The following is a 26,406-nucleotide window of genomic DNA, read 5'->3' on the forward strand; positions in this document are numbered from 1 at the left end:
GCTAGTATACGGAGCGACTGCACGAGGTGTTGATGGCCACGCAACCGAACGCACCGATGTTGCTGGGACGACGCGGACGTCTGGAGCTGGACGAGGTGCTGGCGGCGTTGATCGTCGACGGTCGCATCAGCGCCGAGGACGCCAAGCTGCTGCGCCAGAAGGCGCGTCCGCAGCGCGCGGTGCGCAATGTCATCGACGTGCATCCGCTGGTGCTGATCGCCAACGCCGAGATGCTCGATCGCAGCGAGCCGGTGCGCCCGCTGAGCCTGGAGCGACTCACGCAGTGGCTGGCGGACAAGGCCGGGCTGGCGTATCTGAAGATCGACCCGACCAAGATCGACGTCGCGCAAGTCACGCAAATCGTCAGTCAGGCCTACGCGCAGCGCCACCGCATCCTGCCGGTGAAGGTCACGCCCGAGGCCGTGCACTTCGCCAGCGCCGAGCCGTTCGAGGCCGCCTGGGCCAAGGATCTGGCGCCGATGCTGCGCCGCGACATCGTGCGCGTGGTCGCCAACCCGATCGAGATCAACCGCTATCTGGCGCAGTTCTACGGCGTGCAGCGCTCGGTGCAGATGGCGCGCGATGGCGCCGAGAACAGCCCCGCCACGCTGTTCAACTTCGAGCAACTGGTCGAGCTGGGCAAGGGCGGCGAGATCGGCGCCGACGACCGCCACGTGGTCAACATCGTCGACTGGCTGTTGCAGTACGCCTTCGAGCAACGCGCCTCGGATATCCACCTGGAGCCGCGCCGCGACAGCGGCCGCATCCGCTTTCGCATCGATGGCGTGCTGCACGGCGTGTTCGAGCTGCCGCCGGCGGTGCAGAACGCGGTGACCGCGCGCATCAAGATCCTCGCGCGCATGGACGTGGCCGAGCGCCGTCGCCCGCAGGACGGACGCATCAAGACGCGCTCGGCCGGCGGCCGCGAGGTGGAGCTGCGCATCTCGGTGATGCCCACCGCCTTCGGCGAGAAGGCGGTGATGCGCATCTTCGATCCCGACATCGTGGTGCGCAGCTACGCCGAGCTGGGCTTCGACCCGCACGAGGAACAACTGTGGCGCACGCTGGTCGAGCGCCCGCACGGCGTGGTGCTAGTCACCGGCCCCACCGGCTCGGGCAAGACCACCACGCTGTATTCCACGCTCAAGCAATTGGCGCGGCCCGAGTTGAACGTGTGCACCATCGAGGACCCGATCGAGATGGTCGCGGCCGAGCTCAACCAGATGCAGGTGCAGCCGGCCATCGATCTGGATTTCGCCGCCGGCGTGCGCACCCTGCTGCGCCAGGACCCGGACATCATCATGGTCGGCGAGATCCGCGACCTGGAAACCGCGCAGATGGCGGTGCAGGCCGCGCTCACCGGACATCTGGTGCTGTCGACCTTGCACACCAACGACGCGCCCAGCGCGATCACGCGCCTGCTCGATCTGGGCGTGCCGCATTACCTGATCCAGTCCACGCTGGCCGGCGTGGTCGCGCAACGCCTGCTGCGCACGCTGTGCCCGCACTGCAAGCGCGAGGATACGCTGGATGTCGATGTCTGGCAGGCGCTCACGCGCGGCCACAGCATGGCGCTGCCGACGCGCGTGTTCGTGCCGGTCGGCTGCATCGAATGCCGCCACACCGGCTACCGCGGGCGTATCGCGGTGTACGAAATGCTGCGCCTTGGCCCCAGCCTGCGTCCTCTGGTGGGCGCCAGTTTCGATTGCGCGCGGCTCACCCAGCAGGCCGAACGCGAAGGCATGCGTCCGCTGCGCATGGCCGGCGCCAGCGCCGTCGCGCGCGGCATCACCGCGCTGGACGAGGTGCTCACCGTGCTGCCGCTGGCCGAGTGAGGCGCGCGTGCCGCTGAGCTGGAACGAAATCAAGGACCGCGCCCTGCGCTTCGCGCGCGAATGGGCGCTGGAATCCTCCGAGGACGCCGAGGCCAAGAGCTTCTGGGACGGCTTCTTCGAGGTGTTCGGCGTGTCGCGCCGCCGCGTCGCCAGCTTCGAGCGGCGGGTGAAGAAGATCGACGGCAAGAACGGCTACATCGACCTGCTGTGGAAAGGCGTGCTGCTGATCGAGCACAAGTCGCGCGGCAAGGATCTGGACCGCGCCTCGGCGCAGGCGCGCGATTACTTCCACGGCCTGACCGAAGCGGAACTGCCCAAGTACCTGCTGGTGTCGGACTTCGCGCGCTTTCGCCTGTACGACCTCGATGCCGGCGATGAGTACATCGAGTTTCCGCTGCTCGATCTGCACAAGCAGGTGCGCCGCTTCGGCTTCATCGCCGGCTACCAGGCGCGCGCGTTCAAGGAGCAGGACCCGGTCAACATCGAGGCCGCCGAGCGCATGGGCCGGCTGCACGATGCGCTCAAGGCCTCGGGCTACAGCGGCCACGCGCTGGAAGTGCTGCTGGTGCGCCTGCTGTTCTGCCTGTTCGCCGACGACACCGGCATCTTCCCGCGCCTGGCCTTCTACGAGCTGATCGCGCGGCGCAGCGCCAGCGATGGCAGCGACGTCGGCGCCTGGCTGGCGCAACTGTTCCAGACCCTCGACACGCCGCCCGCGCAACGCCAGAAAGCACTCGACGCGCAGCTCGCCGAACTGCCTTACGTCAACGGCAAGCTGTTCACCGAACCGCTGCCGCTGGCCGCGTTCGACGCCACCATGCGGCAACTGCTGCTGGACGCCTGCGCGCTGGACTGGAGCCGCATCAGCCCGGCCATTTTCGGCTCGCTGTTCCAGTCGGTGATGGACGCCAGGGCGCGCCGCAACCTCGGCGCGCACTACACCAGCGAGAGCAACATCCTCAAGCTGATCCAGCCGCTGTTTCTCGATGAACTCAAGGCCGAACTGGAGCGCATCGGCCACCACGAGGGCCGGCTCAAGAGCTTCCACGTCAAGCTGTCGAACCTGCGCTTGCTCGATCCGGCCTGCGGCTGCGGCAACTTTCTGGTCATCGCCTATCGCGAGCTGCGCCTGCTGGAAATCGAGGTGCTGGGCCGCCTGTACGCGCGCCAGGCCTCGGTGCTGACGCGCGTCGCCGAGCACGTCGCCGTGGACGTGGACCAGTTCTACGGCATCGAGATCGAGGAGTTCCCCGCGCAGATCGCGCAGGTCGCGCTGTGGCTGATGGACCACCAGATGAACCTGCGCGTGGCCGAGCAGTTCGGCGAATACTTCGCGCGCCTGCCGCTGACCAAGTCGCCCACCATCGTCCACGGCAACGCGCTGCGCATCGACTGGAACAGCGTGGTGCCGCGCGAGCAGTTGAGCTACATCCTCGGCAATCCGCCGTTCTCGGGAAAGAAGGAACAAGACGCCGCGCAGAAAGCCGACATGGCGCGGGTGTTCGCCGGCGTGAAGGGCGCCGGCGTGCTGGATTTCGTATCGGCGTGGTATCTCAAGGCCGCGGATTACATGCGCCCCTCTCCCGCCGGGAGACGACCAACGGAAGTCCCCAAGGGAGGGGCCAGGGGTGAGGGTACGGCGCTTGCAGCAGCCTCCACGCAGGGCGAACCCTCATCCGGCGCTGCGCGCCACCTTCTCCCGGGGGGAGAAGGAAACGAAGTGCGCTGCGCCTTCGTGTCGACCAATTCAATTACTCAGGGCGAACAAGTTGGCGTGCTGTGGTCCGAGCTTTACCGGCGCGGCATGCACATCCAGTTCGCGCACCGCACCTTCAAGTGGAGCAACGAGGCGCGCGGCAAGGCAGCGGTTTACTGCGTGATCATCGGTTTTGGCAACAAGCAATTTTCATCACCGCGGCTCTTCGATTACGACCGCGCGGATGGTGAACCGCACGAAATCGACGCAAACAATCTGAATCCATACTTGGTGAACGCACCCAGCATGATGCTGCCCACGCGCAAGGCTCCAATTTGCGACGTCCCGGTGATGATGGAGGGCAGTGCGCTGATCGATGACGGGCATTTGGTTCTGTCGGCTGACGAGGCGGCCATGATCATGGAGCGCTTTCCTGTCGCCAAAGCCTGGATCAAGCCACTTGTCTGGGGAGAGGGCTTCATCAACAGGCAAACGCGCTTTTGCCTTTGGCTGGAAGGCGCCGACCCGACCGAAGTTAGAAGTGTGCCGCCGGTGTTGGATCGAATCGATCACGTTCGAGCCTTTCGCGAACAAAGCGACAGACAGGCCACAAGAATGCTCGCGGCGTTTCCGATGCGGTTCGGAGAGATCAGGCAGCCGCGCTCCAACTACATCTTCATGCCGAAAACCTCGTCGGAAAGACGCTCCTTTATTCCGATGGGATTTCTAGGCCCGGACCATATCGTCAACAACACGAGTCTTGCCATAGAAGCAGCAACACTGATGCACTTTGGCGTGCTGACATCGACCATGCACATGGCTTGGATGCGCACTGTGTGCGGTCGTTTGAAGAGCGACTATCGTTACTCGGCTGGCATCGTCTACAACAACTTCCCCTGGCCCGAGCTGCCGCTTGAACCCCTCTCCCGCCGGGAGAGGGGCAGGGGTGAGGGTTCGGGCCGCCGTGAGGGTTCGGTCTGGTGCAGCGCGCCTGCGCAAAGCTCAACCGCGCACAGCCCGCCCCTGCCGCAAGACGCGCGCGCCTTCGCCCGCGACTTGCGCCAGCACGGCAGCGATGCCGAACAGCAGCTCTGGTTTCTTCTGCGCGACCGCCGTCTCGGCGGCTTCAAGTTCCGCCGTCAGCATCCGCTGCCGCCCTACACGCTGGACTTTTATTGCCACGACGCGTGCCTGTGCGTGGAGGTGGACGGCGGTCAGCATGCCGATGACGTGACGCGCGATGCCCAGCGCGATGCCGCTCTGGCCGCAGCCGGCGTGCGTACGCTGCGGGTGTGGGCCGATGCGGTACTGCGCGAGCCCGAGGCGGTGCTGGAGGCGATCTGGAATGCGCTGCATGACAAGGATGCGCGGCGTGACGCCGAACCCTCACGGCAGCCCGAACCCTCACCCCCTGCCCCTCTCCCGGCGGGAGAGGGGAGCTACAGGCACCTCACGGAGAGGAGCAACAAATATCGCGCTGCGATCGAGGCCGCGGCGCAGGCCGTGCTCGACGCACGCGCGCGGTTTTCCGGCAGCACGCTGGCCGACCTCTACGACCCACTGACCATGCCGCCCGCGCTGATGCAGGCGCACCACGCGCTCGACCGCGCCGTGGACGCGGCCTACATCGCCGCCGAAAAAGCCGCCGGCCGCAAACCGCCCAAACTCGGCAGCGACGCCGAGCGTGTCGCCTTCCTGTTCGAGCGCTACCAGGCGCTGACCTCACTGCTGCCGGCGGCCAAGGCCAAACCGGCGCGCAAACGCACGTCCGCATCCTCGGCCAACGCGCAGGAACCGAGATGATGGAAAGGCACGCACTGGAGCAGGCGTTCCGAGCCTTCCTCGACGCTCGCGAGCAAGTGCCGCTCGCGCCCGATTTCCCTTTTCGCTACGGCCTTGTCGACGAAGTGAAATCCGGATCGTGGCGGTTCATGCGCGGTGAGATGATCGCGGATCACCTGCGCGAAACCACCAACCTGATGAACGAGTGGTGGTCGCGCCTGCGCGATTGGAATGCCTGGCTGGCCGTCCTGGATGCAATCGCCGATGAGCAAGAAGCCTGGAGGCTGCGGCAGGATCTCGTCGAGCCACTGGTGTTCTGGTGCATGCTGCGCCCCAGCGCGATGCGCGAACTGTTCGGCTTCATCGCGACGCATGCGCTGCATCAGGCGAATCTCGTAGTCGATCGCAATTATCGCGACCGTCTGGATGAAGACGCCAAGAATCGCCACCTGAACAGAGATCAGCGCGAGCAACAACTGCGCCGCATCGGTGCGCGCTGGCCTGGCTGCACGCGCTTCGCGGCATGCCTGACCAAGGCTGACTGCAAGGGTTACCGCGATCTGACCTTCGACTACCGTAATCTCGCCAGCCACGGCATGGCGCCCCGGTTCGAGTTTGGCCACACCAACTTTGTGCGCAGGGCAGCCGTCCCGAAGTCCGAACTCGTACCGCAAATGGACGGCAGCTTCTCGTCCGAAGCGACAAGCGGTATGAAAACAGTGCGCTATGACTTCGGGGGAACTCCACCGCTCAGGCTGCGCGAGATGCATGCAGCCAATCAAAGCGAGTTCGCTCACGCGCGCGCCGCTTTCGAGGCCTACCGGGATTTGCTGCGCGAACTTCAGGCCGCGATCCGGTCGGCTGCAGCGGAAGGGCCATACGCAGCCCAGCAATAGCAAGCTTGCGCGGTCACGCGGGTGGTAGCAGCCCCGAAACCTGCACGCAAACGCGCAGTACGGCCTATCTCAAGCCAGCCAGCACATCACGCATCTTGCGTGCCTGCGCGTTCGTGGCGTCATCGCTGGCTGCGGTGCATGCCAGTACTTCAGCCAGCACGCTGTTTGACAGTTGCCCCGCCGGGGTGATGACTTGCTTGCGCACGCCTGCGGCAAAAATATCGACATCGAAATCCGGCTGCCTGCGCAGATCCACCCAGGTTTTTTGCGACAACAGTCCACCGACGACGCCGAGGAAGTAACTCGGATAGGGTGCGCCGTGATGGCACGCGGGCACTTCGGGCCGTGGCTTGCTGGTCAGAACGCGAAACACCAGATCGTCGCCGGCCGGTGCAGCGAGGATCAGCATGAACTTGGGCAGCAACGTGCCGTTGGCGGCATCGGCATAGAACTGCGCGTGCCGGTGGATGGAGCCGGGATGCACGGTTGCTGGCTCAGCGCGTGGAGCCCAGCGCGGCCATCATCCCCGCGTAATCCGCTGCGGCTTCGAGAATGGCATCGCGGTGCGGGTCATCATCGGCGACGGCCAACGCATACGGAACCTGTTGATGCTTGCCACGGCCGTTGTCCCAGATCTTGGCCCATGGACTTTTCTCGGCATGGGTCACGTTGATCATGGGCTGCGACAAGTCGTCATGAAAGCGCGCGGCCAGCTCCTGCATGATGCGCAACTCGCGCTGGGTGAAGTGCTCAGGATTGAATTCGCGTTTGGGCACCGCACGTTCGCGCACGTAGTCGATGACGCGCTCGGGCTTGATGTCGATGGCGGCGGCGAGATCCGGCTCGAGCGCGTCCCACTCCTCGTATAAGTCCGTCGGTACCGGCCCCATTTTCCAAGCGTGGTACTCCATGCCGGTCACGCTGTAGCCGGTCTGACGGAAGTGCTCGAAGTCGAGAAGATAGAGCAGCTTGATCAACTTGATCTTGCCGCAGTGCTCGGTGTTCTTGGCGAAGAACACGATGGCGTTGATCAGCTTCTCGCGCTCGTGGGTCTTGATCATGGCGAGACCCCGCACCCGCAGTGGGTTTGCATGGTGTTGCCAAGGTATCGCGGGCGATCCGCCCGAAGCAAGCCGCGCGCCATCGTTGATGGCCAAACCCGCGCGCAAGCGCACGTCCGCATCCTCGACCAACGCGCAGAAACCGAGATGATGGAAAGGCACGCACGCGCCGCTTTCGAGGCCTACTGGGATTTGCTGCGCGAACTTCTCGCCGCGATCCGGTCGGCTGCGGCGGCCGCGCAGTCAGACCCGCAATGACCAGCGCGTGCAGGCACTCTGGATTGCAAGCAGCCAGCACCCGTGGCAGGGCGATATGCAGCAGAATCCGGCGGGTTTGCTATTTGGTCGCGCCTGACTCGGGCTCGACTGACTGACGCAGCCATTCCTCGACAATCTGCGCGAAGTCGAGGTAGTTCAACGCCGCGCGATCGATCCGATGCTGGTCGCAGATGATCGGCAGGGCTTCCGCGAAGGCCTTGTATTGATCACGGATGAAGTCATCGCCCGGAACCAGGCGTCGCGATGTCGTCCTCAACCAGTCCCGCACCACCTGCAAAATTCGCTCGGGGCGCGCATCGTGACTGCGGATGTCATGCCCGGAAATATCCGAAAGGCATTTCTGGTACCGATAGCTATCGCTGTCGAGGACGAGAAGCTTCTTCGCGGCATATGCCGATCCACCGAACTGCCTGCAGCCCAGGTCGAGCCCGAGTTCAAAAGGCATGTTGAAGCGCGGCAGCTTGTTGGCAGGATCCAGTTCGACACGCGAGATGTCGTGGATGGCGTAACGCGACTCGCGGATAAGCCGGATGATCTGTCGACACGCACATCTCCCGAGTCGGCCTCCTCAAGAGCGCACCGTGGCCGGAAGCCACAGGCATAGACCGTGAAGACAAGAACCTCGAAGAGCGGCGCGTAGCCGGCATCGAACGGGCAGTTGGGGAAGACGTCGCTCGGATCCGGGCGGGTGGGTTTCCTTGCCATGCAGCTTCATGCGCCCGTGCGGGAGCGCGGCGCTACCGCGATTGCCTCAGGCTCGACAAAGCGCACGTTGACCGCTCCCCGCCGCCGTGGCGGACTTGCGCAGAGCCTTGACGCCCTTGATCCCGGACTTTTCTCGCGCATCCCGGACCGTCACCTGTAGCTTGGCAGCAGAAATGTTTCCACTTTTGCGTCCCAGACGCTTGATGACGATTTTGGCTGGCGTGGACTTCTTTTTCATGTCTTCATGTTACTCCGGGAGCAACGCTGGAAAGACAGATAGAGCAGCTTGGTCTTGCCGCAGTGCTCGGTGTTCTTGGCGAAGAACACGATAGCGTTGAATCGTCTCAAGCTTGGCAAAGCCAGGCCAGCGCTGAATGCCATCACCATGCCGTCATCCCCGGATTCAGGTCTGCCGCCTGCATCCGGGATACTCGCTTCATGGCCGCGTCGCCACCTCCAGCGCCGCAAGCCAGTCCAGCGCCTGCTCACGCGAGGCGCCGCACATCGCTGGCTCGGGGCGCAGTGCGACGCACACGGCAGGGCGCCCGGAGCGACCGAACAGAGCGCAGCGCAGATCGTCGGTGAGCTGTGCGCAGCGTATGCCGACCGGCTTGCCGTGCGGCATGCCGGGTATTGGCGAGCTGATCGAGGGCGCGATGCAGCAGGCGCCGCAGACGGGGCGGCACTGCATCGCGCCGGGCTCAGGCTTGTGGCTGTTGCGCGCGCAGCGCGGCGAACACCGGCTCGGTGTCGGGCGTTTCGCCAAACCAGCGCGCGTAGGCCATGGCGCCGCCTTCGATCAGCATGCCGAGGCCATCGAAGGCGTAGCGTGCGCCGGAGGCGTGCGCCCAGCCGATGAAGTCGGAGGCGGCACGGCCGTAGGACAGGTCGTAGCAGGTGGCGCGCGGCGTCACCAGCTTGAATGGCAGCTCCAGATGCTCGCCGAGCACGCCGGTGCTGGTGGCGTTGATGATCAGATCGAACACGCCGATGTTGGCGAGGTCTTTCCAGTAGCGGCTGTGCACGCGGCCGGGCATGCCGATGGCATCGACCAGCGCATCGGCGCCGGCCGGGTGACGGTTGACCACGGTGATCTGGCGCGTGCCGGCATCGAGCAGGGCCCACACCGCCGCGCGCCCGGCGCCACCGGCGCCCAGTACCAGCGCATCGTGGCCGCGCAGGTCGACGCGATAGCGCTCGGTAAGGTCGTGCACCAGCGCCGCGCCATCGACATTTTCGCCGCTGATGCTGCCGCCGGCCTCGCGCGTGAGCATGTTCACCGCGCCGAGACGCTGCGCCCAGGGTCCGAGGTTGGTGGCCAGGTGTGCGGCTGCGCTCTTGTGCGGCAGGGTGATATTGAGCCCGGTGCCGCCCGCGGCGAAGAACGCGCGCACGCCTGCCTCAAGCTGTTCGGGCGCGAGATCGATGCGTTGATATTCAAGGCGGCGGCCGAACTGCGCGGCAAAAGCGTGATGGATATCAGGCGACAGGCTGTGCGCGATCGGATGTCCGACCACGCCGCAACGGGCGATCTGGGTCATGTGGCCTCCGGCCGTGGGTCCGCGCGCATTGTAGATGGCCGCGACCTGTTGCCACGTGCCCATCGGCCTGCGTCACAGCGCACCGGCTTGCTGAAAGCCCGGCTTGCCCACTTGCTCGCCCAGCATGCTGACCAGCAGCAGGGCAAGACGTGCGAGGCGTGAGGGAATGGCGTGGCGCATGGGGATCCTCCAGTGGGTGCACGTCATGCTTGCGTGGCGGTCAAGCAGCATCAAGACGTCCGGGACGTCGCAGGCTTTGCGACAAGCCACGCGCAGGCTGTGGCGGTCCTCAATCCGGAGCCACGCCATGTCCTTCTCGTCGATTCACGATCAAGCCACCGCCAGTGCCACGCCCAGCCTCGGCGCGCTGATGTTCATGGCCGCTGGCGGCCTGCTGCTGCTGCCGTGGTTGCCGCAGGGTTGGGGGCTGGCGCTGGCGCTGAGCGCGCTGCTGCTGATGCCGGTGCTGCATGCGCGTCTGCGTCAGTTGCTGCTGCTGGCCGGCGTCGCTGCGCTGCTGTGGTCACTGCGCGCGCTGGCGCGGCATCAGGCCCGCCGTGGCGCCGCGCGCTGAGCACTTCATTCGCCACGTCCACGCGGTTTACGTCGTCGTCGCGGTGATCACGATGACCGCATCGCCATAGCTACCAGCGGCCTTGGCCTTGGACAGATTCATGCGCATGCGCAGCGCACCATTGCGCGTCTGCGCCGCGCCCAGCCCGGTCGGCTTGAAACGCTTTGGCGTGACGCCCAGCTTGCGCAACACGATGCTGGCACCGCTGCCGCTGGGGCCATTGAGCGTGGCCGTGCTGCCGCTTTGAAAGCGCGCGCTGACGCTGGTTTTCGCGTTGCGTGAGCCCAGCGCGCGCACCGCCCAGGCATTGTCGATGGTCAACTGCACGTTGGTCATCGGGTTGGCCTTGCCCGGCGTGATCGCGGCATTGGCGCTGAGCGTGGTGCCGCTGGCGCTGGCGGTCAGCGCCTTGGCGGGCAAGCGCGTGCCGGCCGCGGGCGTGGCCAGCTTGCTCAGCACGGCGGCATCGATATTCAGTTCGATGGCGCTGTAGTAATAAAGCAGCGTCACCGGTTGCAGGGTCACCTGGAATCGCGTGGCGGCCGGGGCAGCCTGCGCTGGGGCGCCAGGCAGCGCGGCCAGCAGCAGGGTGGCAAGCCCGAGCGCGTGCAAGAGATGATTGGGCCGTGCGTGGCCAGGCATGTTGGCGTGATCCATGGGATCCCCCTCGTCCATGCCCATGATGAAGCAAGGTCGGTGCCATTGACCGCAAATACACGCGGGTGGCGGAATCCGGGCGCGATGCGGCTCTCGCTAGAACGCAGCGCGGTTGACGCGGCGCGCGCATGTGTGCCGCATCAGGTCGCAAAGTGCATGCAAGCGCCTTGCCGTAGCCGCTTGTGCGCGTGAAACTGCGCGGCGGCGCCAACGCTGTGTTTGTGGCCTTGCCATTGATGCGCGGAGTCCTTCATGAGTACCCGCAAGAATCCAGTCTTCATGGTTTTTTTGCTGCTGCTGGCCCCGCCGCTGGCGATGTCAGCGGCATCGCCAGCACCCGCAGCATTGCCCGATGGCCTCGCGGCGACGCTGCCCAAGCTGGCCGGCAACGCGCCCATCGCCGGCACGCTGGTGGTCGACCAGACCAGCATTGATGGCGAGGATGCCAAGGCCAAGCACAGCCAGGCCAGCATCACGCTCGATGTTTCCGCCGCGCGCGGCATCGATCTGCACGTGCCCGGCAGCGTGCTCGAGGAAGCCGATCAGCAGATCGCCGCGCATCAGCTTGATCCCGAACGCTCCATGCCCACCGCCGAGCTGCTGGGCAGCGTGGGTATCGTGCAGACGCAGCGCATGCTCGATCCGGCCGCCGCGCTGCGCGTGGTGCTGATCGGCGCCAGGCTGCTGCAGCAAGCGCCCACCACGCTCGATGGCGCGCCGGCCACGCTGCTGCGCTTCGATTTGCCGCTGCATGCAAGCAAGTCCGAACGCGACAAGATCAAGAGCTATCACGACGAACTCTCGCTGTGGCTGGATGCACAAGGTGTACCGATTGCCTTCACGCGCACAACCAAGACCGACCTCGGCTGGTTCGTGCTCAACGTCGATACCGATCGCAGCGAGCAAGGGCGTTTCCAAGTCGTCGATGGACGCCTGATCACCACCCAGCTCGACGTCCAGCAGCACACCAGTGCCCTCGGCCATCACGGCACCACCACCACGCGCTACACGTTGCATGTGACTGCACCGGCGCCAAGGCGTGCGGCAAATCCGCGTGCCGCGGCGGGCGCGTGAGCCACGCGCGACGCGCGTGGCGATGCACGCGTTGCTTGCGCGCGGTGGCGCGTGCGCGGCGTGCGGCGGCACAGTCCGCGCCTTGGGTTGTAGCAATGCCTGCGCGCACGCTGCGCTGCAAGCAATCACTTGCGTTCACTTCGCGGCCGCTGGAGTACCCATGAATCCGCTGCTGCGCATCTTCCTGCTCGAATGGATTCCACTGCTGTGGCTGGCGTGGCTGTTGTACTGGTTGCTGGGTGCTGGGCGATTGAAGGCGGTGGAGCGCCGCGAGTCGCGCCTGCAGCGCGCCAGCCACGGCGTTCCGCTGGCGCTGGCCGTACTGCTGTTTGTGCTGCCGGGGCATGCACTGGGCGCATTGGCGGCGCCGTTCATCGCGCGCAGTTGGACCGGCTACGGCATCGGCGTGGCGCTGGTCGCGCTGGGTCTGGGTTACGCCGCGCAGGCACGTCGGCACCTGGGCGCCAACTGGAGTGCCACGGTCACACTGAAACAGGAGCACAGCCTGATTCGCAGCGGCCCGTATCGCCATGTGCGGCATCCGATCTACACCGGGATGCTGCTGGCCTTCGTCGGCAGCGCGCTGGCGTTGGCCGAGTGGCGCGGCGTGCTGGCCGTGCTGCTGGCGACCGTGGCGCTGATCTTCAAACTGCGCCGCGAGGAACGCTGGATGCTGGAGCGCTTCGGCAACGATTACGCCGAATACCGCAAGGCGAGCTGGGCGCTGCTGCCGGGCGTGTATTGATGCCGCGCACGCGGTGCATCCGCGTCGTGACACGCCTGCGCCGCCGCGACTTACGTCGCGTCGAACAGCGCGCGATACACCCAGCCGCTCAGCATTTGGGCCGCGCGATGTGCTGCGTGCAGCGTGATTCAGTGCCGCAGCGGCGCACGCGGCCAGGGGATGCCGTGCGCATCGACCTCGGTGAGTGGCGCCTCGTGGCGTTGCAGCGCGTGGCCGACGCGCGCGCCCAGCGCGGTGATCAATGCCGGCAGGGCGGTGGCATCCAGCGGCGTGGCCAGCGCGCGTGCATCGCGCGCAGCGCTGTCGCCCAGCAGCAGCGCCACGATACCGAGGCCGGGCGCGCTGCAGGCATGCAGCGTGGCTGCGGCCTGAGCATCCATCGCATCCGGCGCACGCAGGGTTTCGATCACGCCCTCGGGCACGAACTGCACGCCTGGCGCATCATCCAGCGCGGTCAGCGACAGCGCGTGCGCGCGGAACAAGGCCGCGGCCTGGCGCAGCTCGAACACCGCCGCGGCATAGGCGTGCACGCGCGCGTCAGGGTCCGGCTGGGTGCGCGCCACGAACGCGCGCGGCGTTTCCAGTGCCACGTGTGCGCCGGTCCATTCCCAGCGCGCGCCGCGCGGGCTCAGCGTCGCCTCACGGCGCGTCGGCGTCAGCAGCGCGGCTTCGAGCAATGGCCAGTGCGCGGCGAAGCCGGCGTGTTCGTATTGCACGCAGGTCAGCGCCAGCAGATCGGTGAGGCTCAGATAGCGCGCGTGCTGCAGGCGCAGGCCGTAGCTGCGCATCAGCACGTCGGCGCTGTGCGCGCTGGCCTCGCCGGCGTTGGCCAATACCTGTTCGAGGCGCGCGCCGAGTGCGTCGGCGTGCTCGGCTTCGGCCTCGATCAGCAGCGGCAGATAGCGCATCGGCGCGTCGGAGAATTCGGCGGCGGGTGCCAGCGCCGCGGCCGGCATGCGGCCGTGGTGCGCGCCGATGGCGATCACCGCGCCATGCGCGCGCGGCAGGCGCAGGCCGAGTTCCGCCAGCGCCGCGTGCGCGGCAAAGCCCGGGCGCAGGATCTCCGCCGCATCGAGCAGCCCGGTACCCAGCAGCAGGCGCGCGTGCTCGATGCCGGGCAGCAGACGCTGCAAATCATCGGCGATGGCGCCAGCCAGCGCGTCGCCGCCAGCGCGTTCCAGCAGCAGGTGCTCGGACGCGGGTTGCGGACTCAACTCGCAGGCAAGCACGGCGTGCAGGGTGACGATGGCGGACATGGATCGCTCGTGGGGATGACAGGGGCGCGCGCCGCGGCGCACCCCGGGAGTGTGCGGGAACGCTCGTGCGCGCGCGGTGCTTTGATGTCGCTACCCGCGTTCTCTCATGTGGGTCGGTGAGCGCGAAGACGCGCGGGCCGGTTCTTGCACTCGGGAAACGCCATGTCGGTTGCCACATGCTACGTACAGGCCAAATGCGCAAGCAGCGTGAACGGAGAAGCTGGAGACAGCGCGCAAACCGCGCTGTCTCCGCTGCAATCGCGTCTCAGGCGCCCGCCAGCGGCGGCAGCGCCGGAGCGGGCTTCAGCGTCAGTGGCGAACCGGTAGGCAGCGTGGCCACGCCCGCCGCGTAGGCCGCGGCGTTCCAGGTTTTCACGTTGCTCATCAGGCTGCCGTTGTACTGCACCAGCAATTGCTCGATCAGCGCGCGATCACGGGTGATCAGATCGCGCACCTGCGCGCGCGGCGGCTCGCCCCAAGCGGAAGCGGCGAGCCCGTACAGCGTGCTGACGTGCCGGTGCAGATGGCTGAAGTGACGCAGGAAATCCTCCGCGACCTGGTGCTGGGTGTGCGGATTCCACAGCACGTCCTGGTAATCGCCGAGCTGCTTGTCCAGCGCCTTGGCCTGGGTGATCAACGCGGCGTGCTGCTGCGCCCACGCGACATCGCCATGGCCGCGCGCCAGTACCGTGCCGAGGCCCTTGCGCATGGCGGCGACGTGGTTGAGCACGCGGTTCACCGCGGACAGCTCGGTGCGCGCCTGCAACCCCGCGGCGGTGTCGGCGCGGTAGGTCGCCAGCGTGACTTTGTAGCGCGCATCGGGCAGCACGCGCAGCGCGATGGTCTGGCTGGCGCCAGCGGCGGTGAGGGTGGCGCTGTAATCACCCGGCGCCACCGACGGACCGAAACCGCGCCCGTGCGGACCGGCCTTGCCCAGCGGCGGGTCGAGCCTGGCCGGACCCGCATAACGCAGGTTCCACGTCAACTGGTTGACGCCAGCCTTGCCGGGACCGTGCATCGTGTCGATGAGCTGACCGGCCGCGTCGTGGATGACGATTTTCACCGGCGCGTGGTGCAAGGCTTTTTGCGCCGCGGTCGGCTTCAGCGCCTTGGCCAGGGAATAGCTGATCACGGTGCCGGTGGGCGCGTTCGGCGCGACGAAGGCGCTGGGGCCAACGCCGTTGCTGCCGCTGGCATGCAGCAGCGTGCCGGGCGAGGCGGGGAACACATGCAGCGGGGCCTTGGCGATGGCGGCGTCGTAATCCTCGATCGGGCGCAGATTGTCCAGCACCCAGATGCCGCGTCCGTGCGTGGCCAGCACCAGACTGTGGCTGGCGGGCACGAAGGTCAGATCCATCACCGACACGCCGCCTGGCAGGTTGGCGTGCAACGCCTGCCAGTGCGCGCCGTCATCGCGCGAGTAGTACAGACCGGCGGACAGCGTGCCGGCGAACAGCAGGCCGGCGCGGTCGGGGTCTTCGCGCACCACTTCCACCGAACTGTCGGGCAGTCCGCTGCTGATGTTGGTCCAGCTCTTGCCGTAGTCGCTGGTGCGATACACATAGGCGTGGTTGTTGCCCAGCTCGTGCGCATCGAACGCCGCATACGCGGTGCCGGCGTGGAACGGCGACACCGTGACGTTGTACACGCGCGCCCACTCAGGGGCGCCGCTGGGCGTGACCTTGTTCCAATGCGCGCCGCCATCGCGACTCACCCACACCCAGCCATCGTCGGTGCCGACCCAGATGACCTTGGCATTGGTCGGCGCCAGCGCCAGCGACTGGATGGTGTCGTAGGTTTCGGCGCCGGACATGTCCTTGGTCACCGGGCCACCGCTGGGCGCCTGCCTGGCCTTGATGTCGCGGGTCAGATCGGGGCTGATGATCCGCCAGTGCAGACCGCCGTCGGTGCTGTGAAACACCACATTGGCGCCGAGGTACAGACTGTTCGGATCGGTCGGTGATACCGCGATCGGCGTGGTCCAGTCGAAGCGGTATTTCTGCGCCGACATCGGTTTGCCCGACAGCAGCAACCCGGCGAGGATGTCCTGCACATACGGATTGATGCTGCGCTTGCGCTGGGTCAGGCGGTCGTAGCGCGTGGCAAAGCCGTCGTCGGTGGTCGCGTAGATGATGTTGGCGTCGTTGGGCGCGGGCACCACGTACTGACCATCGCCACCGGCGACATCGAACCAGTCCTGGTAGCCGGTCACGCCGCCGCGGCGGTAATCGCTGGAAGCGCCGCACCAGGCATCGTTGTCCTGCAGGCCGCCGCAGATCAGATAGGGCGTCTGCGTGGTGCTCACCGCCACCTGGTAGAACTGCTCGATCGGCAGGTTCTCCAGATAGCGCCAGTGCTTGCCGGTATCCAGCGTCAGATAGACGCCGCCATCGTTGCCCTGGATGATGCGCCGCGGATTGCGCGGATCGATCCAGATCGCATGGTGGTCCACGTGCACGCCCTTGTCGGCATAGAACACGGTCTTGCCGCCGTCCTTGCTCTCCATCATCTTCATCGACAGCAGGAACAGACGGTCGGGGTCGTTGGGCATCACCGCCAACTGGGTGAAGTAGAACGGACGCACGTCGTTGTCGTGGTCATCGCTGACCTTGCTCCAATGGCTGCCGAGATCGTGCGATACCCACAGCACGCCGCCCTTGGCCTGGATCACGGCGTACACGGTCTCGGGTGCGCTGGGCGCGAAGGCGATCGCGCTGCGGCCGATATCGCCCTTGGGCAAGCCGTGCGTGAGCTTGCTCCAGTGCAGGCCACCATCGGTGGAGCGGTACAGCCCGCCGGACTTGCCGCCGCTGGTCAGCATCCACGGCCGCCGCTGCAGCGGCCACATGCCGGCGATCAGCACCTTGGGGTTGCCCGGCTCGTAGGCGAGGTCGGCGCAACCGGTGTGATCGTTGAGGTACAACACCTTCCGCCAGTGCGCGCCGTCATCGGTGCTCATGAACACGCCGCGCTCGGGGCCGCGCTTCCACACATCGCCCGCCGCGCAAACAAACAACGTGTCCGGATTGTCCGCATCGACCGCGATGGCGCCGATCTGCCCGGCATGGCGCAGGCCCTTGTCCACCCAGGTCTTGCCGCCGTCGGGGGTGAAGTACACGCCGTCACCGTTGAGGATGTCATTGCGCGGATTGGCCTCGCCCGTGCCGACCCACAGCCAGTTCGGATTGTTGCCGGCCAGCGCCATGGCGCCGATGGATTGCGTCGGGCCGTGGCTGAAAATCGGTTTCCAGGTGCTACCGCCATCGGTGGTTTTCCACACGCCGCCGCCGGCGCTGCCGACGTAATACAGCGCCGCATCGCCAGCCACGCCGAGCACGCTGGTCACGCGCCCGCCGGCCACCGCCGGGCCGAGATTGCGGAACGCAAGATGGTGAAACGGGCCGTGCGGCGTGGCCGCCTTGGCGGTGTCGGCAGCATGCGCGGCGGGCAACAGCACCGCGCCCAGCAGCGCGGCGGTGGCAATCAGGGACGCAAAGCGCATGACAGGGCGCTCCATGGCGGGGGAGCAGATTTGGACCACAGCGCTCAGGTTTCGTTCATGCGCGCCGCACGCCGTAAGCAACCCCCCAAGCTTCATGCCGTCCACGCATCAGCGCTCGACGATGGCCGCCACGCCCATGCCGCCAGCGGTGCAGATCGAGATCAGGCCGCGCCCGCCGCCGCGCTGCGCCAGCAGCTTGGCCAGCGTGGCCAGGATGCGCGCGCCGGTGGCGGCGAAGGGATGGCCCACGGCCAGCGAGGAGCCGTGCACGTTGAGCCGGGCTTGATCGATGCTGCCCAGCGGCGCGTCCAGGCCGAGGCGCCGCGCGCAGTATTCGGCCGATTCCCAGGCGCGCAGCGTGCACAGCACCTGCGCGGCGAAGGCCTCGTGGATCTCGTAGTAGTCGAAGTCCTGCAGGGTCAGGCCATTGCGCTTCAGCAGGCGCGCCACGGCGATGGTCGGCGCCATCAGCAAGCCCTCGCCGGCGACGAAATCCACCGCGGCCACCTCGGCATCGCGCAAATATGCCTGCGCTGGCAGGCCGCGCTGCGTGGCCCAGTCCTCGCTGGCCAGCAGCACCGCCGCGGCGCCATCCGACAAGCCGGTGGAATTGCCCGCGGTCAGCGTGCCGAGGCCCGAGCTGGTGTCGAAGGCGGGCTTGAGCGTGGCGAGTTTTTCCAGCGTGGTATCGCTGCGCAGGAAGCCGTCGCGCTCGAGGCCGCGGAACGGCACCACCAGGTCCGCGAAGAATCCCGCGGCATAGGCCGCGGCCAGTTTCTGGTGGCTGGCCAGCGCCAGGCGGTCCTGATCCGCGCGCGCGATGCCCCACTCGCGCGCCATCAGCTCAGTGTGCTGGCCCATGCTCAGCCCGGTGCGTGGCTCGGCCACGCCGGGGAACGCCGGCTTCAGCTCGCGCCAGCGAAACCCGTGCAGCGCGGCGCGCAGCTTGGCGCCAGTATCCCTGGCGCGATTGATCGCCAGCAGGCGCTTGCGCAGCGGCTCGGACAAGACCATCGGCACGTCGCTGGTGGTGTCGCTGCCACCGGCCATGCCGGCCTCGATCTGTCCGCAGGCGATCTTGTTGGCGATCAGCACCGCGTTATCCAGCGACGTGCCGCAGGCGCGCGCGGTGGTGATCGCCGGCGTGGTCGCGGACAGCCCCGAGGACAGCGTGATCTCGCGCGCCAGATTCCAGTCGCGGTCGAGCTTCAGCACCGCGCCGAACGCCACTTCGCCCAGCTCGACGCCAGAGAGATTCATGCGCTCGACCAGCGCGCTGATGGCCTTCACGCCCATGCCGAAATTGCCGACCTCGGCATACGCCGTGTTGTTGCGGCAGAAGGGAATGCGCGCGCCGCCGAGGATGGCGACACGCCGTGCCGATGTGTTCATGAGTGTAGTTCCGCGGCGAGGGACGCAAGGCTAGCGCGCGGCCGTGCGCAGCGATACCCGGCGCGTGGCAACGCGGGCTGCCGTATCCTGGGCGCAGGCGCAATGGCATGCGCATCGCGCAGCATCCCGGCGCACAAGCGTGCATCATCGGCGGTGCGAGCATTGCGTGGCACTGACCGCCGGGGTGCTTCGGTCTGCGTCCTCGGCGCGGCAAAATGGCGCGGCATGACGATACGGAACGGCCACAATGATCAGGATTCACCCTCCCGCAGCATCCACTGCCGCGCGCTGGCATGCTTGACGCATGCCGCGCATTCCCGACCGTTTCATCGATGAACTGCTGGCGCGCGTCGACATCGTCGAGGTGATCGAGCGCCGTGTGCCGCTGAAAAAAGCGGGGCGCGAGTGGACCGCGTGCTGTCCGTTTCACAACGAACGTTCGCCGTCGTTCTTCGTCAGTCCGCAGAAGCAGTTTTTCCACTGCTTCGGTTGCGGCGCGCACGGCAGCGCGATCAAGTTTCTGATGGACTACGAGCGTCTGGAATTTCCTGACGCGGTCGAGGAACTGGCGCGCAGCGCCGGCATGGAGGTGCCTCGCGAGGGCGGCAGCGAACACGCACGCGACGATTTCGGCGAGCTCTACGCCGTGCTGGAGGAAGCCGCGTGCTGGTTCCAGCGCGAACTGACGCAAAGCCCCGCGGCGCAGGCCTACTGCACGCAACGCGGGCTGAGCGCCGACACCTTGCAGCGCTTTCGCATCGGTTGGGCGCCGTCCGGTTGGGATGGTCTGCAACGCGCGCTGGGCGGCAACGCGGCGCGCATGCAGTTGCTGGAGCAGGCCGGATTGCTGGCCAGCAACGAGCAGGGGCGACGCTACGATCGTTTCCGCGAGCGTTTGATGATCCCGATCCTCGATCGCCGCGGGCGCGTGATCGCCTTTGGCGGCAGGGTGTTGGAAGGGGATGGTCCCAAATACCTCAACTCGCCGGAAACCGCGCTGTTCCACAAAGGCCGCGAGCTGTTCGCGCTGTGGCAGGTGCGCCAGGCGGCGAGCACGCTGCAGCGCATCGTCGTGGTCGAGGGCTATCTCGACGCCATCGCCCTGCACCAGCACGGCCTGCCGCAGGCGGTGGCGACGCTGGGCACCGCGACCACGCCGGAGCACACCGAGATGCTGTTCCGCGCCACGCCCGATGTGGTGTTCTGCTTCGATGGCGACCGCGCCGGCCGCGGCGCTGCCTGGCGCGCGCTGGAAGCCACGCTGCCGCGCCTGCGCGATGGGCGCCAGGCGTATTTTCTTTTTTTGCCGGAAGGCGAAGACCCCGACAGCCTGGTGCGCAAGGAAGGCGGCGCGGCGTTCGCGCAGCGCCTGGCCGCGGCCATGCCGCTGTCGGAATACTTTTTCGAGCACCTCGCCGAGGATGTGAATGTCGCCACGCTGGATGGCCGCGCGCGCCTGGCCGAGCGCGTGCGCCCGTTGCTGGCGCGGCTGCCCGATGGCGCGTTTCGCGATCTCATGCAGCAGGCGTTGCAGGCGCGCACCGGTGTCAGCGCGCCGGCACCGGCGCAAGCCGCGTCCGCGCGCGTGCCGGCGCGGCGCGCATCCGCGGTGCGTCGCAGCCTGGTGCGCGAAGCCATCGCCGTGCTGCTGGCTGATCCGGCGCTGGCCGCCGAGGTCGCGCCGCCATGGTCGTTCGCCACCGCGTCGCAGCCTGGCGTGGCGCTGCTGATCGAGCTGCTGGAGCTGGCGCGTGCGCGGCCCGGCGCGCCGGTTGCCGCGCTGCTCGAGCATCTTTCCGGGCGCAGCGAGGCCGATGCCCTGCACAAGCTGGCGTTGATCGACTTTCCCGAGGCCCACGATCTGCGTTCGGAGTTTCTCGGCGCGCTGGCCCAGCTCACCCGCCAGGCGCACGCCGAGCGCCTCGATCAATTGACCAAGAAATTGCAGCAGCAGGGCTTGAGCGCGCCCGAGAAAAGCGAGCTGCAGGCGCTGCACGCGATGCGCCGGCACGGGCAGGCGTGATCAGGGCCGGGACCGGCAATCGGCAACTGGCAACCGAATGGATCCGGCCCGGATGAATCGGACCATGTGACGCGGGCACGGCGCGCGCAGCCCCACTTCGTCACGCCCGCGCAGAGCCTGCCCTCGCGAAGGCGGGGGCGGGTATCCAATGCAGCGCACGGCACCTGTGCGCGTCCGGGGATGAAGGGAACAATCGAGTTCGCTCGAGCTTCCCCGCTGCCATCGCTATTTTCACGCCACTCCATCACCACACTGTTGCGCACAGCGCTGCAGGCTTCGTGGTGCAATGACGTTTTGCTCCGTGGGGACAGACATGCAGATCGGATTTCTGGGTACCGGCGGCATGGGCGCGGCGATCGCGCGGCGTCTGCAAGCGGCAGGCCACGAAGTGCATGCTTGGAACCGCACACCGGCAGCGCTGCAACCGCTGTTGGCTGCGGGGGTGAAGGCGGCGGCGGATGCGGCCACGGCCGCGGCGCAGCCGGTGGTGTTCAGCATGCTCGCCGACGACGCGGCGGTGTTCGCCGTGCTCGAGCAGGGCGGTGCACTGGCGGCATTCAAGCAGGGCGCAGTGCACGTGAACATGGCCACGATTTCGGTGGCGGCCGCGCAAAAAATGCAGGCGTTGCATGTGCAGCGTGGCGTGGGTTACGTGGCGGCGCCGGTGTTCGGCCGCCCCGACGCCGCGGCATCCGGCAAGCTACACGTGCTGGCGGCCGGCGCGCCGGATGCGCTGACGCGCGTGCGCCCGCTGCTGGAGGCCATCGGCCAGCGCGTGTGGCCGTTCGGCGATGATCCGCTGCGCGCCAACGCGGTCAAGCTGGCCGGCAATTTCATGCTGGCAGCGGCGATCGAAAGCATGGCCGAAGCCAGCACGCTGGCACAGGCGCATGGCGTGGCCGCCGCGGATTTTCTCGGCTTGATGAGCGAGACCCTGTTCGCCAGCCCGGCTTATCGGGGCTACGGCGCACTGATCGCGCAGCGCCGTTACGAGCCGGCCGGTTTTCGCCTGCGCCTGGGTTTCAAGGACATCAGCCTGGCGCTGGCCGCGGCCGATGCCACGGTGGTGCCGATGCCGTTTGCCTCGGTGCTGCGCGAAAATTTTCTCGACGCGCTGGCGCACGGTGCCGGCGAGCGCGACTGGGCGGCGTTGGCCGAGGTCAGCGCGCGCCGCGCCGGGCAGGACGCTGGCGCATGACGCAACGCCCGCGCATCCGCAATGCCGACAGTGCGATGATCGGCTTTCCGTCTGTTTCCGTGATCACGCATGCAAGCCCTGCTGGTGTTGTGCACCTGCCCCGACGAAGCCAGCGCCGCGTGCGTGGCCGAGGCGCTGGTGGCCGAGCGTCTGGCTGCCTGCATCACGCAGGTGCCGGGCGCGCGCTCGGTGTATCGCTGGCAGGGCGCCATCGAGCACAGCGTCGAGGTGCAGTTGTTGATCAAGACCACGCCGGCGCGCTTGGCGGCGTTGCAGGCGCGCCTGCTGGCCTTGCATCCGTATGAGATGCCGGAGATCCTCGCGCTGCCGGTGGTCGCGGGCCACGCGCCGTATCTCGACTGGCTGGATGCGCAAGTGACGCCGCCCACGCCGTGAATTTCACCTTGCAACGAAGCCAATTACCGATGAATCGTTTGTTCTTGTTGCTGTCAGTGCTGTTGAGTCTCGCGGGCGTCGTCACGCCGGCGCAGGCCGCCGACGGCCTGCTGCGTTTCAATCAGGCCTACCGGCTCAGCGCGCGCGCCGAGATTGGCGTGGCGCATCTGGACTGGGCCATCGCGCCGGGCTATTACCTGTATCGCGATCGCACGCACTTCAAGGCGCTGGATGCCGGCGTCACCCTGGGCAAGCCCGCGTTTCCGCAGGGCGTGGTGGAGAACGATCCCTACCTGGGCCGCCTCGTGGTGTTCTACAAGCACATGGACGCGACCCTGCCGTTCAGCGCGCCCGCCGGGCTCAAGGTGCTGCGCCTGGCGGTGACGTATCAGGGTTGCCATGCGGTAGCGCCGCAGATCTGTTTTCCGCCGCATACCGAGGCGCTGAACCTGCCGATCGGTGGCGCCATGGTGCAGGCCGGCAAGGCCGCCAACGCCCTCGCACCGCCAGCGGCTGGCGGCGCGCGGGCGGCGTTTGGCGTGGCCGCACCGAGCAGCGCCGCGGCACAGGCATTCGCCGCGCCGGCAGCAGCCGCGACGCCGTCGGCGTCAAGCAGCGCCGCGCCGGCCGGTGAGGCCGGACGTCTGGCCGGCTTGCTGGGCAAGGATCGCGTCTGGGCGCTGTTGTTGTTTTTTCTCGGTGGACTGGGCGTGGCCTTCACGCCTTGCGTGCTGCCGATGCTGCCGATCCTATCCGGCCTGATCGCCGGCGGCGGTACGCGTGCGCGGCCGGGGCGGGCGTTCGCGCTGTCGCTGGTGTACGTGCTGGGTGCGGCGCTGGTGTACGCCGCGGTCGGCCTGATCGCGGGTCTGGCCGGTACCAATTTGCAGGCGGCGCTGCAGAACGGCTGGGTGATCGGCGCCATGGCACTGCTGTTCGTGCTGCTGGCGCTGAGCATGTTCGGGCTGTACGAACTGCAATTGCCGGCACGCCTGCAGACGCGTCTGGCCGGGGCCGGCAATCGCCAGCATGCGGGCTCGCTGCTGGGCGCGGGGGTGATGGGCGTGCTCTCGGCGCTGATCGTCACCTCGTGCGTGACGCCGGTGCTGGCGGCCGGGGTGATCTACATCGGCCAGCAGGGCAGCGCGGTGTTTGGCGCGCTGGCGCTGTTCGTGTTCGGGCTGGGCATGGGCTTGCCGCTGCTGGCCTTTGGTACCGCGGCCGGCGCCCTGCTGCCGCGCGCTGGCGGCTGGATGAATACGGTCAAGGCGGTGTTCGGCGTGCTGTTTCTGGTGCTGGCGATCGGGATGCTGGATCGCGTCCTGACGCCGGGCTGGATTCTGGCGCTCAGCGGCCTGCTGCTGCTGGGCTGCGCGGTGTATCTGGGCGTGCTGCAGCGCTTGCCCGCCGAGGCCGGCGGCTGGCACAAATTGCGCATGAGTCTGGCGCTGATCCTGCTGCTGCTGGGCGCGGCGGAACTGGCCGGCGCGCTGGCCGGCAGCCGCGCGCTGCTGAATCCGCTGGCCGTGTTCGCCGGCACGGGCGTCGCGCCGCAGTCGTCCAGCGCGCTGCACTGGCAGCGCGCGACCACGCCGAGCCAGCTCGATACCGCGCTGGCGCGGGCGCGCGCTGCGCATCAGGGCGCGATCGTCGATTACTACGCCGATTGGTGCGTGGCGTGCAAGGAAATGGAGGCGACCACGCTGGTTGATCCCGCGGTCGAGCGCGCCATCGCCCCGCTGCGCCTGATCCGCGTCGATGTCACCACCGATGACGCCGCCAGCCGCGCGTTGCTCAAGCGCTACGACTTGCTGGGTCCGCCAGCCACGCTGTTCTTCGCGCCCGATGGGCGGGAGCAGCGCGCCGAGCGTCTGATCGGGACCGAGGGCGCGGTGGCCTTCTTGCAGCGCATCGATCGCGCCGGGCTGTAAACAGCAGCGCGCATGCGGAACCTGCCGGTTGTGATCCTGATTCTGGCCCTGGCGGCGGCGCTGGCTGGCTGGGTGTTGCAGCGCGCGCTGCAGCCACAGCCGCAATCCATGCTGGCCGTGCCCGAGGCGCCCGCGTTCGACGCCGGCGCGCAGCGCCCCGATCCGCTGCTGACCGATCTCGACGGCCGCCCGGTACGTCTGGATGCGTGGCAGGGCAAATGGCTGCTGCTGAATTTCTGGGCGCCGTGGTGCCCGCCGTGCCGCGAAGAACTGCCGCTGCTGCGCGCCCTGCAGCAGCGCGCGGCGGCGCATGGCCTGCAGGTGATCGGCATCGCCGAGGACACACCCGCGGCGGTGCAAGCCTTCCTGAAAGCCACGCCGCTGGATTATCCGGTGTTGCTGCCGGGCGCCGATCACCCCGGTCTGGCCTTCGGCAATACCCGCCAGGGTCTGCCCTACAGCGTGCTGATCGCACCGGATGGGCGTATGCTCAAGCGCCACTACGGCGCCTTTACCGCGCCGGAGTTGAGTGCTTGGCTGCCTCCAACGTTACAATAGCGACGAACGTCGTCGAATGGCGCCGAACTGGACAAGTTTTGCGCGACGGTCCAGACTTCTCCACCCGGTTTTGACTCTGGACGACTGGCGTGGCGCAACTGCTGGCCCTGCACGGCCCCAACCTCGATCTGCTCGGCAGCCGTGAGCCCGGCTACTACGGCCACACCACGCTGACGGCCATCGACGCCGAGCTGCGCAGCGAGGCCGAGCGCGCCGGGCACCAACTCAGTGCCTTCCAGTCTGGCGCCGAGCATGCCCTGATCGAACGCATCCACGCCGCGCGCCGTGAAGACGTGGTCGGCATCGTGTTCAACCCCGCCGGCTACACGCATACCAGCGTGGCGCTGCGCGACGCGCTGCTGGCCGTGGCCATTCCGTTCGTCGAGGTGCACCTGTCCAATCCGCAGGCGCGCGAGCCGTTCCGGCAGCACTCGTATTTCAGTGACATCGCCATCGGCACGGTGGTTGGCTTCGGGGCGGACAGCTATCGCCTCGGCCTGCTTGGTTTGATCGCCCACTTGGCGCGCGCGGCTTGAGCCGGATACCGCGCGCCCGTCATCCCTTTCCTTTCCGCCGCACGAGGCCCCGCATGGATCTGCGCAAAATCAAGAAGCTGATCGACCTGCTGGAAGCATCCAATCTCGCCGAGCTTGAAATCAAGGGCAAGCCGGAAGCTTTCGCGTGATGCGTTGAAGCGCATCACGCGCCGGCGAGCGCCCGGCCAAGGAGGGCCGGGCCGGCGCCACGCACCAGGGACGGTTCGTCATCAATAATTTCATCGAGGCCGCTCATGGATCTGCGCAAAATTAAGAAGCTGATCGACTTGCTGGAAGCATCCAATCTAGCCGAGCTTGAAATCAAGGAAGGCGAGGAAGTCGTGCGTTTGTCGCGCGTGCCCAAGAGTGGCGTTGCCGCACCAGCCGCGGCGCCGGTGACGCATATGCACATGCCGACGTCGCGCACCGAGGACGCCGCGCCTGCGCCGGTTGCGCCGGTTGCACACGCGGCTCCCGCAGCACACCCCGGACCCGCCCTGCCCGCCGGACACGTGGTGCGCTCGCCCATGGTCGGCACCTTTTATGTTGCCGCCAGCCCCGAGGCGGCACCGTTCGTCAAGGTCGGTCAGAGCGTCAAGCTGGGTCAAACCCTGGGCGTGATCGAGGCGATGAAGATGTTCAACCAGATCGAGGCCGACAAGAGCGGCACGGTGGTCGCCATCCTGGTCGAAAACGGCCAGCCGGTGGAGTTCGACGAACCCATGTTCGTGATCGGCTGATGATCCTGCGCGGGCCTCGATCCTTGCCA

24 protein-coding genes and 1 pseudogene are annotated in these 26,406 nt (G+C 67.3%); 14 read left to right on the top strand and 11 right to left on the bottom strand.

The features are described 5' to 3' along the window. The first annotated feature begins 32 nt into the window (after positions 1–32). From ACYDAT_RS00910 to ACYDAT_RS00920, 3 genes are read left to right on the top strand one after another with little or no spacing between them, the layout of a single operon-like run. Positions 33–1,835, top strand: a complete 1,803-nt coding sequence (locus ACYDAT_RS00910) for a GspE/PulE family protein (protein WP_461448222.1) — start codon at positions 33–35, stop codon at positions 1,833–1,835. A gap of 7 nt (positions 1,836–1,842) precedes the next feature. Beyond that, entirely contained in the window at positions 1,843–5,334 is a 3,492-nt protein-coding gene (locus tag ACYDAT_RS00915; protein ID WP_461448223.1) for a DNA methyltransferase, read from the top strand. Beyond that, positions 5,331–6,209, top strand: a complete 879-nt coding sequence (locus tag ACYDAT_RS00920; RefSeq protein ID WP_461440640.1) for a hypothetical protein — start codon at positions 5,331–5,333, stop codon at positions 6,207–6,209. The genes ACYDAT_RS00915 and ACYDAT_RS00920 overlap by 4 nt, the downstream gene beginning before the upstream one ends. 64 nt (positions 6,210–6,273) lie before the next feature. Here ACYDAT_RS00920 and ACYDAT_RS00925 read toward each other — a convergent pair whose 3' ends face one another. From ACYDAT_RS00925 to aroE, 7 genes are all read right to left on the bottom strand, one after another. Further along, the gene (locus tag ACYDAT_RS00925; RefSeq protein ID WP_461448224.1) at positions 6,274–6,693 is read right to left on the bottom strand and encodes a hypothetical protein; all 420 of its coding nucleotides are present in this window, start codon (positions 6,691–6,693) and stop codon (positions 6,274–6,276) included. 10 nt (positions 6,694–6,703) lie between these two features. Beyond that, positions 6,704–7,270: a Panacea domain-containing protein gene (locus ACYDAT_RS00930; protein WP_461448225.1), complete on the bottom strand. Its 567-nt coding sequence runs from the start codon at positions 7,268–7,270 to the stop codon at positions 6,704–6,706. Between the two features lie 337 nt (positions 7,271–7,607). Further along, complete coding sequence (locus ACYDAT_RS00935) at positions 7,608–7,994, bottom strand: hypothetical protein (RefSeq protein WP_461440482.1); 387 nt, start codon at positions 7,992–7,994, stop codon at positions 7,608–7,610. A gap of 306 nt (positions 7,995–8,300) precedes the next feature. Beyond that, positions 8,301–8,492, bottom strand: a complete 192-nt coding sequence (locus ACYDAT_RS00940; RefSeq protein WP_461448226.1) for a hypothetical protein — start codon at positions 8,490–8,492, stop codon at positions 8,301–8,303. After that, positions 8,489–8,641, bottom strand: coding sequence for a hypothetical protein (locus tag ACYDAT_RS00945; RefSeq protein WP_461440484.1), 153 nt, complete (start codon positions 8,639–8,641; stop codon positions 8,489–8,491). Before ACYDAT_RS00945 ends, ACYDAT_RS00940 begins: the two co-directional genes overlap by 4 nt. Before the next feature lie 49 nt (positions 8,642–8,690). Further along, on the bottom strand, positions 8,691–8,945 hold the full coding sequence (locus ACYDAT_RS00950) for a YkgJ family cysteine cluster protein (RefSeq protein WP_461440485.1): 255 nt from the start codon (positions 8,943–8,945) through the stop codon (positions 8,691–8,693). A gap of 10 nt (positions 8,946–8,955) precedes the next feature. After that, complete coding sequence (gene aroE, locus ACYDAT_RS00955) at positions 8,956–9,795, bottom strand: shikimate dehydrogenase (RefSeq protein ID WP_461441271.1); 840 nt, start codon at positions 9,793–9,795, stop codon at positions 8,956–8,958. Positions 9,796–10,102: 307 nt separating this feature from the next. Here aroE and ACYDAT_RS00960 point away from each other — a divergent pair, with 307 nt between their 5' ends. Further along, a complete protein-coding gene (locus tag ACYDAT_RS00960) occupies positions 10,103–10,369 on the top strand; it encodes a hypothetical protein (RefSeq protein WP_461440487.1) in 267 nt (88 codons plus the stop codon). A 27-nt stretch (positions 10,370–10,396) separates the two neighbouring features. Here the strand turns inward: ACYDAT_RS00960 and ACYDAT_RS00965 are convergent, their stop codons facing one another. Then, the gene (locus ACYDAT_RS00965) at positions 10,397–11,026 is read right to left on the bottom strand and encodes a hypothetical protein (protein WP_461440488.1); all 630 of its coding nucleotides are present in this window, start codon (positions 11,024–11,026) and stop codon (positions 10,397–10,399) included. A 252-nt stretch (positions 11,027–11,278) separates the two neighbouring features. Between ACYDAT_RS00965 and ACYDAT_RS00970 the strand changes: the two genes are divergently transcribed. Continuing rightward, a complete protein-coding gene (locus ACYDAT_RS00970; protein WP_461448227.1) occupies positions 11,279–12,100 on the top strand; it encodes a hypothetical protein in 822 nt (273 codons plus the stop codon). Positions 12,101–12,260: 160 nt separating this feature from the next. Beyond that, positions 12,261–12,845, top strand: a complete 585-nt coding sequence (locus ACYDAT_RS00975) for a methyltransferase family protein (RefSeq protein WP_461448228.1) — start codon at positions 12,261–12,263, stop codon at positions 12,843–12,845. 128 nt (positions 12,846–12,973) lie between these two features. On the opposite strand, the gene ACYDAT_RS00980 is transcribed toward ACYDAT_RS00975, so the two are convergent. The 3 genes from ACYDAT_RS00980 to ACYDAT_RS00990 all read right to left on the bottom strand — a co-directional run bounded on the left by ACYDAT_RS00980 (position 12,974) and on the right by ACYDAT_RS00990 (position 18,995). Further along, the gene (locus ACYDAT_RS00980; protein ID WP_461448229.1) at positions 12,974–14,101 is read right to left on the bottom strand and encodes a hypothetical protein; all 1,128 of its coding nucleotides are present in this window, start codon (positions 14,099–14,101) and stop codon (positions 12,974–12,976) included. A 265-nt stretch (positions 14,102–14,366) separates the two neighbouring features. After that, positions 14,367–17,603, bottom strand: coding sequence for a VPS10 domain-containing protein (locus tag ACYDAT_RS00985; protein ID WP_461448230.1), 3,237 nt, complete (start codon positions 17,601–17,603; stop codon positions 14,367–14,369). A 108-nt stretch (positions 17,604–17,711) separates the two neighbouring features. Further along, positions 17,712–18,995 carry an acetyl-CoA C-acetyltransferase gene (locus ACYDAT_RS00990; RefSeq protein ID WP_461440416.1) on the bottom strand — a complete coding sequence of 428 codons (1,284 nt, stop codon included), beginning with the start codon at positions 18,993–18,995 and terminating at the stop codon, positions 17,712–17,714. Positions 18,996–19,299: 304 nt separating this feature from the next. Between ACYDAT_RS00990 and dnaG the strand changes: the two genes are divergently transcribed. The 8 genes and pseudogenes from dnaG (at position 19,300) to accB (ending at position 26,377) form a co-directional block, all read left to right on the top strand. Continuing rightward, the gene (gene dnaG / locus ACYDAT_RS00995) at positions 19,300–21,018 is read left to right on the top strand and encodes a DNA primase (protein WP_461441265.1); all 1,719 of its coding nucleotides are present in this window, start codon (positions 19,300–19,302) and stop codon (positions 21,016–21,018) included. A gap of 313 nt (positions 21,019–21,331) precedes the next feature. Then, the gene (locus tag ACYDAT_RS01000) at positions 21,332–22,216 is read left to right on the top strand and encodes an NAD(P)-dependent oxidoreductase (protein WP_461448231.1); all 885 of its coding nucleotides are present in this window, start codon (positions 21,332–21,334) and stop codon (positions 22,214–22,216) included. A 69-nt stretch (positions 22,217–22,285) separates the two neighbouring features. Further along, positions 22,286–22,612, top strand: a complete 327-nt coding sequence (gene cutA / locus ACYDAT_RS01005; RefSeq protein ID WP_461441263.1) for a divalent-cation tolerance protein CutA — start codon at positions 22,286–22,288, stop codon at positions 22,610–22,612. Between the two features lie 29 nt (positions 22,613–22,641). Continuing rightward, a complete protein-coding gene (gene dsbD / locus ACYDAT_RS01010) occupies positions 22,642–24,543 on the top strand; it encodes a protein-disulfide reductase DsbD (protein WP_461448232.1) in 1,902 nt (633 codons plus the stop codon). A 12-nt stretch (positions 24,544–24,555) separates the two neighbouring features. Then, entirely contained in the window at positions 24,556–25,101 is a 546-nt protein-coding gene (locus tag ACYDAT_RS01015) for a TlpA family protein disulfide reductase (RefSeq protein WP_461440648.1), read from the top strand. An 89-nt stretch (positions 25,102–25,190) separates the two neighbouring features. Next, positions 25,191–25,637, top strand: coding sequence for a type II 3-dehydroquinate dehydratase (gene aroQ, locus ACYDAT_RS01020; RefSeq protein ID WP_461440649.1), 447 nt, complete (start codon positions 25,191–25,193; stop codon positions 25,635–25,637). 53 nt (positions 25,638–25,690) lie between these two features. After that, positions 25,691–25,777: pseudogene (locus ACYDAT_RS01025) on the top strand (acetyl-CoA carboxylase biotin carboxyl carrier protein); the annotation flags it as partial. Positions 25,778–25,891: 114 nt separating this feature from the next. After that, positions 25,892–26,377 carry an acetyl-CoA carboxylase biotin carboxyl carrier protein gene (gene accB, locus ACYDAT_RS01030; RefSeq protein WP_461440650.1) on the top strand — a complete coding sequence of 162 codons (486 nt, stop codon included), beginning with the start codon at positions 25,892–25,894 and terminating at the stop codon, positions 26,375–26,377. Positions 26,378–26,406 lie beyond the last annotated feature (29 nt).

It is taken from the genome of Metallibacterium sp., assembly GCF_054637675.1.